Raw genomic sequence first — 12351 nt, forward strand, 5'->3', positions numbered from 1 at the left:
GGCGATTGGCGAAATCAAAGATGACGGCCAATCTCCCCCCTTGTGGGGGAGATGTCCGGCAGGACAGAGGGGGGCGCCGTAGAGCGCCAACCTCAATAGCGACCGAGCATTGACCGATGCCCCACAAGGGGGGAAGGAAAAGCGCACGATCACCTTTTGTTCCGATTCTGCTTGGCGATTGCACGGCGCCGCGCTACCTCTGGCGGGTGACAGAGCAGCCGCGCCTCGCCGAACAGAATGCCGCCGTGCGCTTGCCCGAGCCATTCCTCAAATGGTTCGCGCAAAGAGGCTGGTCGCCGCGCGCCCACCAGATAGAATTGCTGGCGACTGCCCAGGCCGGGCAATCGGTTCTGCTGATCGCGCCGACCGGCGCCGGCAAGACGCTGGCCGGGTTTCTGCCTTCACTGACCGAGTTGGCCGGGCGGCCAGGGAGAAAGCCGGGGCAGGCGCGTCGCGGCATCCACACGCTGTACATCTCGCCGCTGAAAGCGCTGGCCGTCGACATCGAGCGCAATCTCGGCAAGCCGGTGGAAGAGATCGGTCTGTCCGTCACCATCGAGACGCGCACCGGCGACACGCCCGCGCACAAGCGCCAGCGGCAGAAGCTGGCCCCGCCCGACATCCTTCTGACCACGCCCGAGCAACTGGCGCTGCTGATCGCTGCGCCCGACGCCAGGCGCTTCTTCGAGGATCTGCGCTATGTCGTGCTCGACGAACTGCATTCCTTGGTGACGTCGAAGCGCGGGCATCTCCTGTCGCTCGGGCTGGCTCGGCTGCGATCCTTTGTTCCCGGCTTGCAGACGATCGGCCTGTCGGCGACGGTCGCCGAGCCGGACGAATTGCGGCGCTGGCTGGTCAGCCAGAATCCACCCGGCGGCATGGCCGAATTGATCGTCGTCACCGGCGGCGCCAAGCCCGACATCTCCATCCTCGACTCGGAACAGCACGTGCCGTGGGCCGGACATTCGGCCCGCTACGCGACACCGGAGATCTATAGCGAGATCAAGCGACACAAGACGACCCTGCTGTTCGTCAACACGCGCAGCCAGGCCGAACTGCTGTTCCAGGAATTGTGGCGGGTCAACGAGGACACTTTGCCGATCGCGCTGCATCACGGCTCGCTCGATGTCGCCCAGCGCCGGCGCGTCGAAAAAGCCATGGGCGAGAATGCCTTGCGTGCCATCGTCGCCACGTCGACGCTCGACCTCGGCATCGACTGGGGCGATGTCGACCTGGTCGTGCATGTCGGCGCACCGAAGGGTGCGAGCCGGCTGGCGCAGCGCATCGGCCGCGCCAACCACCGCATGGATGAGCCGTCGAAGGCGATCCTGATTCCGGCCAACCGCTTCGAAGTGCTGGAATGCCGGGCGGCGCTCGACGCCAATTACCTCGGCGCCCAGGACACGCCGCCGCTGGTCAATGGTGGGCTCGATGTGCTGGCGCAGCATGTCCTGGGTTGCGCCTGCGGCGCGCCTTTTCATGCCGATGCGCTGTTCGAGGAGGTGCGAACCGCCGCGCCCTATGCCGAACTCGACCGGCCGACGTTCGATCGTGTCGTCGACTTCGTCGCCACCGGCGGATATGCGCTGAAGAACTACGAGCGCTACGCCCGCATCCGCCTGAACAAGGACGGGCTGTGGCGCGTCTCCAATCCTCGCATCGCCCAGCAGTACCGGCTGAATGTCGGCACCATCATCGAGGTGCCGGCGCTCAACGTGCGTTATGTCAAGGCCGGCAGCAAAGGCTCTGCCTCGCGCGGCGGTCGGGTTCTCGGCAAGATCGAGGAGGCGTTCCTCGAAACGCTGACGCATGGCGATACCTTCATGTTCGCCGGCAAGGTGCTGCGCTTCGAGGGCATCCGCGACAATGAGTGCTTCGTGTCGAATGCGCCCGGCAGTGACGCCAAGGTGCCCTATTATGGCGGCGGCAAATTCCCGCTTTCGACTTACCTCGCCGAACAGGTCCGCATCATGCTGGATGACCCGCAGCGCTGGAAGAAGCTGCCGGAACAGGTCGCCGACTGGCTGCGCTTCCAGGCCGACAAATCGGTGCTGCCGAAGCGCGACGACCTGCTGATCGAGACCTTTCCGCGCGGCAACCGCTACTATCTGGTGGCCTACCCGTTCGAGGGCAGGCTGGCGCACCAGACGCTTGGCATGCTGCTCACCCGCCGCCTCGACCGGGCGGGAGCCAGGCCGCTCGGCTTCGTCGCCACCGACTATGCGCTTGCCATCTGGTCGCTGGCCGACATGGGCAGGATGTTGCGGGCGAAGAAACCGTCGCTGGCCGCGCTTTTCGACCAGGACATGCTGGGCGACGATCTCGAAGCCTGGCTGGCCGGCAGCTGGCTCTTGAAGCGCACCTTTCGCAATTGCGCGCTCATCTCCGGACTGATCGAAAAGCGTCATCCGGGCCAGGAGAAGAGCGGCCGCCAGGTCACCGTCTCGACCGACCTCATCTACGACGTCCTGCGCAGCCATGAGCCCGACCACATCCTGCTGCAGGCGACGCGTGCCGACGCGGCCACGGGTCTGCTGGATGTCAGCAGACTTGCCGAGATGCTCTCGCGTATCCAGGGACGAATCGTGCATAAAGACCTCGAGCAGATTTCGCCGCTCGCCGTGCCTATCATGCTCGAGATCGGCAAGATGCCGGTGCATGGCGAGGCCGATGATACGCTGCTGATGGATGCGGCAACGCTGGTCGAGGAGGCCATGGGGACGAAATGACATTCGCACTCGCCATGACGGCGCTCCTGGCGGATGCCGATCCTATCGGCATCGCCGGCGAGCGTGCGATCTGCGATCGCCGCGGCGTGCTTTATTTTCCCGAGCTTCGGCTTCTGACTGTGTCCGACCTGCATCTGGAAAAGGGTTCCTCGCTGGCACGGCGCGGTACGTTGATCCCGCCTTATGATACCGGTGCGACGTTGCTGCGATTGCAGGCGGTGATTGCCGATTATCAGCCGGCGATCGTCATCAGCCTCGGCGACAGCTTTCATGACGGCGGCGGCGCCGCGCGCATGCATGCGAGCTTTCGCGAACGGCTGGAAGCGCTGATGGCCGGTCGCGACTGGTTCTGGGTTGCCGGCAATCATGACCCGGATGCGCCGGCCGACCTGCCCGGCGAGACGGTGCGCGAGCTGGCCATAGGCTCTCTCGTATTCCGGCACGAGCCTTCGGCGGTGAGAGTGGAAGGCGAGGTATCAGGTCATCTGCACCCTTGCGCCCGCATCGTGCAGCAGGGCCGCTCGGTGCGACGGCGCTGCTTTGCCGGCGACGGCGGCCGCATGATCATGCCGGCCTTCGGCGCCTATACCGGCTCGCTCAATGTGCTCGACCGCGCCTATGCCGGGCTGTTCCGCCGCGAGACGCTGATGGCCTATATGCTCGGCACCGAGCGCATTTTTGCGATTTCCCACGCGATGCTGCGGCCGGGCTGAGCTGCTCTACCGGCCGTAGTAGAGGGTGACGGTGTGTTTCGCTTCGGCGAAGAACAGCCAGCGTTCGACCAGCATGCCGGCGAATTGGGCTGATGTGGCGAGTGCCGACAGCACCGCCGCATAGGGCCATGGCAAGGCGAATGCGGCAATCAGCAGCAAGACGGGCAGAGCGAAGGCCAGCACTTGCGTGATCTGGCGCAGCCGCGCCTTGTGCTTGCGGGCGATGCGAAAGCCCATCTCCTTGAGCAGGTAGTTTTCTTCGGTGTGCGGCCATTCCAGCGACCGCACCGTACCGCCGGCAAGTCCGGTAGCGGTGTTGGCGTTGGTCGGGATTTCCAGCCTGTCATTGTAGCGCCAATTTGCCAGCTTCCAGCCCCAGCCGAGCAAGGTCAGCAGTACGCAACCTGTCAGAACGATAGTCGAGCCGAGGGCGAAGCCCTGCAGCAGCGCGTTGAGAAGCACACTGCCGCTCATCGCCGAAAAGATCAGGTAGCCGGGCAAAGTGAAGCGGCTGTGCCACTGGGCGATCGGCTTCAGCGAGGCATAGATCATGCCGGTGGTGCAGACGGTGGCGACCGCGCCGACCGCAGCCAGCAGCCCGGCGACGGCCACCCAGCCGTTTGTGCGGCCGAGGAACAGCCAGCCGAAGGCGAACAATCCCGCCGGCACGAAGGTCGCGACCGAGGCAACGCCTTCGCGCGACAGCCATGAGCTGCGCCATTGCGAGAATGCTCTCCAGGCGCGTTCTGGTCGGCCGAGATGGCCGGCCGACGACAGCAGGCCGGCCGAGATCAGGCCGAGCGCCAGCCCCATGCCGACGAGGCCGAGCCAGAAATCAGGCGGGACAAATCCTTGTCCGGCCAGCACGCCGAGCAGCGCGAGCAGGCCGTAACCGGCGCCGGTGGCAGTGGTGAAGAAGACGACGGAGAAGGCTGGATGCATGGATGCTGATCAATGCGAAAGCATGCGGTCGACCCAGCCGAGGAAACCGCCTTCGGCCCGCACCGGTTCGAGCCTCGGCGCCGGCACCGATGCAGCGCGCGGCGTGTGGGCGCGCGGCGGCAGATATTTGTTGGTCGGGTGATAGCCGAGTTCGGGCATCAGGTCGACGCCACCGCGTTCGGCCACCAGTTGCGAGATCGCCGATGCCGGGTCGCCGAGATCGCCAAAGTGCCGCGCGCTGGTCGGACAGGCGGCGACGCAGGCCGGCACGCGGTCTTCTTCCGCCAGATTGTCGTTGTAGATGCGGTCGACGCACAGCGTGCACTTCTTCATCACGCCGACATCGGTATCGAACTCACGCGCGCCATAGGGGCAGGCCCAGCTGCACAATTTGCAGCCGATGCACTTGTCTTCGTCGACCAGCACGATGCCGTCCGAGGCCCGTTTGTAGGAGGCGCCGGTCGGGCAGACGGTGACGCAGGCCGGTGTCTCGCAATGCAGGCAGGAGCGTGGGAAATTGACCGTGCGCCCACCCATCTCCGTCATGTGCTCATAGCTGTGCACGCGGTTGAACCAGACCCCGTCGGCATCGCCGCCATAGGGATCGATGTCGGTCAGCGGCGCCATGTGACCGCCGGTGTTCCATTCCTTGCAGGCGGTAACGCAGGCTTGGCAACCGACGCAGGTGTCGAGGTCGATGACCAGGCCGAGCTTCTTGTCGGTATGGGCGGGAAGGCAGGTCATGATCTGGAAGCCTCTCTTGCCCGGCGAAACTCGGCGCCAAAACTGAGCTTGTCGGGCGAGGGTTTGAAATGCGGTGGCTGCCGGAAGCGCTCGAACTGCGGCTCGGTGAAGCCGGCTTCTTCAGCCGCGCATTTGACGATGCGGACGCGCAGGTCGAACCATGCCGCCTGGCCGGTGACCGGATCGGAATTCGAGTAGCGCTTGCCGTTCGCATCGGCAGAAGTCTGGTCGCCGATGATATGGTTGAGCAGGAAGCCGCGGTTGGATTCGGCCGCGTCGTCCTTCAAGCCCCAGCTGCCGCGCCGCTTGCCGATCGCGTTCCAGGTCCACACCGTGTCCACGTTGACGCCGTCGACCAGCTTGATCTGTCCCTTAACCCTGCCGTTGATGCTCTCGATCCAAACCCAGTCGTCATCGGCAAGCCCGAGGCCGGCGGCGGTTCGGCTGTGCACGAACAGCCGGTTTTGGCTGGTGATCTGTCTGAGCCAGGCGTTCTGCGAGCCCCAGGAATGATACATGTGCATCGGCCGCTGCGTCAGCGCATGCAGAGGGTATTTCTCAACGTCGACAACCGCCTCCTCGAAGGGCGTGTACCAGAACGGCAACGGGTCCATATAGGTTTCGATGCGGCTGCGCTCCGCCTCTGGCGGCAGCACCCTGCCATGGCCGCGCGCGGCGAGGCGAAACCGCTGCATCGGCTCGGAATAGAGCTGGAACACGATCGGCTCGGCCTTCGGGATGAAACCCATGGTCTCGGCAAACTCGAGGTAGGATCGGTTGGCCATCTTGTAGTAGCGCTGGTCGTCGGCAAAATCGTGGTGCCAGAAGCCGCCATTGTCGATGTAGCGCTGAAGCTGGTCGGGATTGGCATCGCCCTTGCCGATCAAAATTCCGTCCTTGCCGCGCCAGCCGGCGAGCGGGCCGATGCCTGGCCTGCGCTCATGATTGACGATGTAATCGGCATAGTCGCGGTATTTGGCCGAGCCGTCGTCGGCGACGAAGCCGGGCAGGCCGAGCCGCGCGCCGAGCTCGATCAGCACTGTCTGGAACGCCCGCACGTCGCGGTCCGGCTCGACAACCGGATGGCGGATGGCGTCACCCGGTCCATCGGCGTGGCTGATCGGCCGGTCGAGCAGACTGATGCAGTCATGACGCTCGAGATAGGTCGTGTCGGGAAGCACGAGATCGGCGAACGGCACGGTCTCGGAATGATAGGCGTCGGAATAGATGATGAACGGGATCCTGTACTCGCCTGACGCATCCATGTCGGTCAGCATCGCCATCGTCTCGACGGTATTCATCGACGAGTTCCAGGCCATGTTGGACATGTACATGAACAGCGTATCGATCCTGTAGGGGTCGCCGGCCCAGGCGTTACGGATGACCGTGTGCATGAGCCCGTGTGCTGCCAGCGGCGCATCCCAGGAATAGGCCTTGTCGATACGGATCGGCGTGTCGGTGTCGTCGACCAGCAGATCGTCCGGGCCGCAGACGAAACCGAGCGGCATGCCTTCGAGCGGCGTCATCGGCCTGACGTCCTTGCCCGCCGGCTTCGGCCCCGGCGGCGCCGACCGCGGATAAGGCGGCTTGAAGCGAAACCCGCCGGGCACGTCCACCGTACCCAGGAGTACTTGGAGCAGGTGGATGGCGCGGCAGGTGTGAAAACCGTTCGAATGGGCCGAGATGCCGCGCATCGCGTGCATCGACACCGGCCGGCCCTTGATCGTCTCGTGTCGGCGGCCGGCCCAGTCGGTCCACGCCACCGGCAGTTCGATCGCCTGCTCGAAGGCGACATGCGCCAGTTCGGCGGCGATGCGGCGGATGGTGTCGGCGGTAACGCCGCAGCGTTCGGCGACCGCATCGGGAGAATAACTCTCGTGCAGGTAGCGGTCTGCGATAAGCTGGAAGACCGGTACGCAGCGGCGGCCATCGACCTGGAAGTTGCCGGTCAGCGCCGGCTTTGCGTCGGTATCGGTGGCGCTGACGGAGACTTTGGCCAGCCTGTCCCAGGCCAGCGGATTGCCGCCGCTGTCGCGTGCGAACAGCCCGTCATCGGCTGCACCCGGCTCCTGGATGACGAGGACATGGGCGTTGGTGTAGCGCAGCAAATAATCGAGATCGACGCGGCCGGCCTTCAGCAGTTCATGGATGAGAGCAAACACGAACAGGCCGTCGGTGCCGGGCCGGATGCCGATCCAGTCATCGGCAATGGCGTTGTAGCCGGTGCGGCATGGATTGATCGAGACCACCTTGGCGCCGCGCGCCTTGAGCTTGCCGAGACCGATCTTGATCGGATTGGAATCATGGTCCTCGGCGACGCCGAACAGCATGAAGTATTTGGTGTTGTCCCAGTCGGGTTCGCCGAACTCCCAGAACGAGCCGCCGATCGTATAGAGCCCGCCGGCCGCCATGTTGACCGAGCAGAAGCCGCCATGGGCGGCGAAATTCGGCGTGCCGAACTGGCTCGCCCACCAGCCGGTCAACGATTGCGACTGGTCGCGCCCGGTGAAGAAGGCGAGTTTCTTCGGATCGGTGCGGCGGATTTTCGAAAGCCGTTCCGTCGCGATCGAGAAGGCCTCCTCCCACTCGATCTCGCGAAACTCTCCCGAGCCGCGCGGACCGCTGCGCAGCAACGGTTTCTTCAACCGGGCCGGGCTGTAGTGCTGCATGATGCCGGCGCTGCCTTTGCCGCACAGCACGCCGCGATTGACCGGATGGTCCTTGTTGCCGTTGATGTAGCGGACCTTGCCGTCCTTGATGTGGACGTCGATGCCGCAGCGGCAGGCGCACATGTAGCAGGTGGTCTTGGCGATGCTGTCGGAGACGTCAGGTGAGGTATCGACGCCGTCGCCCTCGTCGGGCGCGCTTGTGTTGGTAAGCGACCGTTGGGACGGTGCGGAATTGGCGCCGCGCAGCGGTCCGTGGTTCATGATCCGGCACTTTTGCGGTCTGCGATTTTGGCTCTCGTCTTCGGCCCGGGGCCGCGCATGTAGTGTTCTTCCGGATGATAGCGGTCGCCGGCAAGCCGACGCCGCAGACCGCGGGTCCAATGGGCAAACAAGGATTTGAACCGCCCGATCACTTTTCTACCCGTTGCAGGTTGGCCGCGATTTTTTTCCAACTCCGCCGGGAAAATTAGAACAAAGCAATCGATCTGTCTAACAAATTGCTCTTGTAATTCCAATCGAACTTGTTTCTTAATTCTCCGCATGACCCTGGACCAATTGCGGATATTCGTTGCCGTCGCCGAACGAGGACACATGACCAAGGCGGCCGAACTGCTGGGCATTTCCCAATCGGCCGCCTCGGCCGCCATCCGCTCGCTCGAACAGCAGCATGGCGTCCAGCTGTTCAACCGGGTCGGTCGCAACATCGAACTGGCGCAGACCGGGCGCAGGTTTCTGCCCGAGGCCAAGGCCGTGCTCGAACGGGCGGCTGCCGCCCACGACGTGCTGGAGCACGTCTCGCAGACGATCACCGGCAGCCTTTCCATCGCCGCCAGCCAGACCATCGCCAGCTACTGGCTGCCGCGCCGGCTGGCCTCCTTCCACGAGGCCTATCCCGCCGTCAGGCTGAGCGTGACCATCGGCAACACCAGGCAGGTTGAGACCACCGTACTCGACGGTACGGCTGATTTTGGCCTGGTCGAGGGGCGCACTGAATCGGACATATTGCGGCGCGCCAAGGTCGATGTGGATCGCCTGATGCTGGTCGTGGCGCATTCGCATCCCGAGATCGCCGAAGTCTCGCGCGGGCATCCCGATATCAGGGAACTCCGCTGGATCATCAGGGAAGGCGGATCGGGCACGCGCGAGGTGCTGGAAGATCTTGCCCGCCGCGAAGGGATATCGTTCGCAGAGCTGCGGATATTCCTGGTGCTGCCGAGCAACGAGGCAGTCCGTCAGGCGGTCGAGGCTGGCGCCGGCGCCACCATCATTTCGGAGCTCGTTGTCGAACGCGCGGTTGCCGAAGGCAGCTTGCGGTCCGTGTCGATCGATCTGCCAAAGCGCGATTTCGCCATGATCACGCATCGTGACCGGCAGGCAAGTCTGGCCCAGATGGCGCTCAAGGCGCATCTGGGCGTGAGGGCCGGCGAGACCGTCCGGGGGTAAGCCGGGTCAGCCGAATTTCCGCTGCGCATCGAGCGCCAGCCCAAGCCCGACCGAGCCGAACATATCACCTTCGATGACCGACGCCTGCGGCACCAGGACCAGTATCTGCTGCCTTGCCAGCGGGATGGCGGTCGATCCGCCGGTCAGGAACACCGCGGTGATGTCGGACGGTTTCACCTGCGCGTCGCGGATCGTCTCACCAACCGTTGCGGCCACCCGTTCGATTTCCCTGGCGATCGTGGTCTCGAGCCCGGCGCGCGTAATTTCGGTCGCGAACTTCGCTCCCGTCAGCGCGACCATCACCTCGGCGGACAGTTGCTCCGTCAGCGCGATCTTGGCCCTCTCGACCAAAGCGGCCAGCGCGTGCCCGTAACGATGCTCGACGATGTCGATGAAGCGGTCGACCAGGTCGGCGCGTTCCGCCTCGTAGCGGATCTGGCGCAGATGCGTCATCGCGCGGGCGGTGTAGACCAGATTGATGCGCTGCCATGTCGCCAGGTCGATGAAGTAGCTGGCCGGCAAGTTGCGCTTGCCGTCCTTGGTCGGCGAGAGGTAGCCGAGCTGCGGCATCACATGGGCGATGCTCAACAGCCGGTCGAAGTCGGTGCCGCCGATGTGGATGCCGCGGCTGGCCAGGATGTCGTCCTTGCGATCGAGGGCGCGGGCGCGCTGCGGCGAGACCCGCACGATCGAGAAGTCGGACGTGCCGCCGCCCATGTCGACGATCAGCGCCAGTTCTTCGCCCGTCACCTTCTGCTCGTAGTCGAGCGCTGCCGCGATCGGCTCGAACTGGAAGGCGATATGCTTGAAGCCCTGGGTACGGGCCGCGTTTTCGAGTTCACCTTCGGCCTTGGCATCGGCCTCGGCATCGTCGTCGACGAACTGCACGGGACGACCGAGCACCACGCTTTCAACCGTATCGTCCGCATCCTCTTCCAGCCTTTTCCTGAGATGGCCGACGAACAGGCCGATGATCTCGGTGAAGGCGATCGATCGGGTTTTGATGCGCGTCTTTTCATGGACCAGCGTACCGCCGAGTACGCTCTTCAGCGAGCGCATCAAGCGACCCTCGATGCTGTCGGTATAGTTGGCGATGGCGCGGCGCCCAAAGTAGGTGCGGTTGTCCTCGAAATTGAAGAACACCGCGCTGGGCAGGGTCACCTCGCCGTCTTCCAGCGCCACCAGTTGCGGCTGCCCGTCCCTGATCACGCCGACGGTGGAATTCGAAGTGCCGAAGTCGATACCGCCGAATGCTGGTCGCATCGCAAAGTCCTGTATTTTTGATTTGGGGAGCGACAGCTGGTGTTCGGCCGGGCCGGGGTCGCGGTCTAACCCACGAGCGTAAAAAGGGGAACCGCCTTTTTAAGAGAGTTTAGTCCTTCCGGAAGACGAGCCTTCCGAGCCAGCCGGTCAGCATGGCCAACGACACCGCGAAGACGCCATACAGGAAAGAATAATCGTGGGCGACGCGGAAGATCGACTGTTCGAAACCGGATTTGCGGATTTCGAGCTGGGCGGAACTTTCCTTGATGAACAGGCCGCTCTTGAACAGGAACGCGCGTGCCTTGTGGGTGCCGACCGGAACATTGGGGGCGAGCCTGACGGTGGCGCGGAACAGGTTCTGCGACAGGAACTGCACGCCGCCGACATTCACGCTGTAGAGGCCGGTCGCCGTCTTGCGCTCGCGCAGCGCGGCGGTGAATTCCTGGATGGTCGCCGGACTTTCGCCAGCGTCGGCCGGCTGCATGTAGATGTTGGCGGCGCCGAGCGACAGTTGCTTGTAGCTGTTGGGGTCGGTGACGTCCTGCAGCGGCCGCGTCGTCGCCACCGAATAGGACACCGGCACATTCTTGAAGGTCTCGGACTCCAGATTGATCCAGATGCCGAGCACCCGGTCCTTGCGGCGCACGACGACCTTCCGGGCCGGACCCTCAAGCACAACCACGATGTCATAGCGCCCCTGGCGCGCGACACGCGGGTCGGCATTTTCCAATGAGCCGAAGATGGTGAGGTCGGCGCCGGAAAAGCCGGCGGTGATTGAGACATGGTCGGTGGACAGGCCGATCTGGATGTTTTCGGTAACCGGCGTCTGCGCTCTTGCCGGTGACGAGGCGGCGAACAGCGACAGCGAGGCAACGGCCAGGAACGTCCTAAAACCCGCCATCAGGTCGGATCCGCGCCGGACAGCGCATAGAGGCTGGGCGGCGTCACGAACAGATCGATGGCGAGCCGGATGGCAACCGCCAGCACCAGCAGTGCGAGCAGCGCCCTGAGCTGCTCGCCGCGCAGCCTTTGGCCGGCCTTGGCGCCGTATTGCGCGCCGGCGACGCCGCCCGCCATCAACAAGAAGGCGAGCATGACGTCGACCGTCTGGTTGGTGGTGGCATGGACCAGCGTGGTGTAGGCCGAGGTGAAGATGATCTGGAACAGCGAGGTACCGACGACGACGTTGGTCGGCACTTTCAAGAGATAGATCAGCGCCGGCACCATGATGAAGCCGCCGCCGACGCCCATGATCGACGACAGGAAACCGATGCCGACGCCGAGGCCGAGCACCGGGATGACGCTGACGAACAGCTTCGAGGCCCTGAACCGCATCTTCAGCGGCAAGCGGTGGATCCAGTTGTGCTGGCCGGATTTCTTCAGCACCGGTGCCGCGCCGCTGCGCGCGGCGCGCAGCGCATTGACGCTCTCGACCAGCATCAGCCCGCCGACGGTGCCGAGCAGCACGACGTAGAGCAGCGAGATGAACAGGTCGAGCTGGCCGAGCCGGCGCAAGAAGCCAAAGACGAAGATGCCGCCGGTCGAGCCGACGATGCCGCCGGCCAAAAGCACACCGCCGAGCTTGAAGTCGAGCGTGCCGCGCTTCACGTGCGACAATGCGCCGGAGAAGGAGGAGGCGATGACCTGGTTGGCGCCGGTGGCGACCGCGATCGCCGGCGGTATGTTGTAGAAGATCAGCAGCGGCGTGATCAGGAAGCCGCCGCCCACTCCGAACATGCCCGAGAGGAAACCCACCGCCGCGCCCATGGCCAGCAGCACGAAGATGTTGACGGAAATTTCCGCGATCGGGAGATAGATGCCCACCCGTCAGTCTCGATCAGTTTGCCC

9 protein-coding genes are annotated in these 12351 nt (G+C 64.3%); 3 read left to right on the forward strand and 6 right to left on the reverse strand.

Annotation, left to right across the window (positions count from 1 at the left end):
* Window positions 1-206 precede the first annotated feature (206 nt).
* Both AC0L2A_RS21100 and pdeM read left to right on the forward strand, forming a co-directional pair.
* The gene (locus AC0L2A_RS21100) at window positions 207-2729 is read left to right on the forward strand and encodes a ligase-associated DNA damage response DEXH box helicase (RefSeq protein ID WP_473610471.1); all 2523 of its coding nucleotides are present in this window, start codon (window positions 207-209) and stop codon (window positions 2727-2729) included.
* Window positions 2726-3442, forward strand: coding sequence for a ligase-associated DNA damage response endonuclease PdeM (pdeM, locus tag AC0L2A_RS21105; RefSeq protein ID WP_027155152.1), 717 nt, complete (start codon window positions 2726-2728; stop codon window positions 3440-3442). The genes AC0L2A_RS21100 and pdeM overlap by 4 nt, the downstream gene beginning before the upstream one ends.
* A gap of 6 nt (window positions 3443-3448) precedes the next feature.
* Here pdeM and AC0L2A_RS21110 read toward each other — a convergent pair whose 3' ends face one another.
* From AC0L2A_RS21110 to AC0L2A_RS21120, 3 genes are read right to left on the reverse strand one after another with little or no spacing between them, the layout of a single operon-like run.
* Window positions 3449-4384, reverse strand: coding sequence for a dimethyl sulfoxide reductase anchor subunit family protein (locus AC0L2A_RS21110; protein ID WP_287248520.1), 936 nt, complete (start codon window positions 4382-4384; stop codon window positions 3449-3451).
* A gap of 9 nt (window positions 4385-4393) precedes the next feature.
* On the reverse strand, window positions 4394-5128 hold the full coding sequence (locus AC0L2A_RS21115; RefSeq protein WP_027155154.1) for a 4Fe-4S dicluster domain-containing protein: 735 nt from the start codon (window positions 5126-5128) through the stop codon (window positions 4394-4396).
* Entirely contained in the window at window positions 5125-8058 is a 2934-nt protein-coding gene (locus AC0L2A_RS21120; protein ID WP_473610473.1) for a molybdopterin oxidoreductase family protein, read from the reverse strand. The genes AC0L2A_RS21115 and AC0L2A_RS21120 overlap by 4 nt, the downstream gene beginning before the upstream one ends.
* Before the next feature lie 279 nt (window positions 8059-8337).
* Between AC0L2A_RS21120 and AC0L2A_RS21125 the strand changes: the two genes are divergently transcribed.
* Window positions 8338-9240 (forward strand): LysR substrate-binding domain-containing protein, encoded by a 903-nt coding sequence (locus AC0L2A_RS21125; protein WP_473610475.1) that lies wholly within the window; start codon window positions 8338-8340, stop codon window positions 9238-9240.
* A 6-nt stretch (window positions 9241-9246) separates the two neighbouring features.
* On the opposite strand, the gene AC0L2A_RS21130 is transcribed toward AC0L2A_RS21125, so the two are convergent.
* The 3 genes from AC0L2A_RS21130 to AC0L2A_RS21140 all read right to left on the reverse strand — a co-directional run bounded on the left by AC0L2A_RS21130 (window position 9247) and on the right by AC0L2A_RS21140 (window position 12327).
* Window positions 9247-10503: an Hsp70 family protein gene (locus AC0L2A_RS21130; protein ID WP_473610476.1), complete on the reverse strand. Its 1257-nt coding sequence runs from the start codon at window positions 10501-10503 to the stop codon at window positions 9247-9249.
* A gap of 109 nt (window positions 10504-10612) precedes the next feature.
* Window positions 10613-11404: a TIGR02186 family protein gene (locus tag AC0L2A_RS21135; protein ID WP_473490491.1), complete on the reverse strand. Its 792-nt coding sequence runs from the start codon at window positions 11402-11404 to the stop codon at window positions 10613-10615.
* On the reverse strand, window positions 11404-12327 hold the full coding sequence (locus tag AC0L2A_RS21140; RefSeq protein ID WP_473610477.1) for a sulfite exporter TauE/SafE family protein: 924 nt from the start codon (window positions 12325-12327) through the stop codon (window positions 11404-11406). The genes AC0L2A_RS21135 and AC0L2A_RS21140 overlap by 1 nt, the downstream gene beginning before the upstream one ends.
* Window positions 12328-12351 lie beyond the last annotated feature (24 nt).

The organism is Mesorhizobium sp. WSM4844, assembly GCF_055811775.1.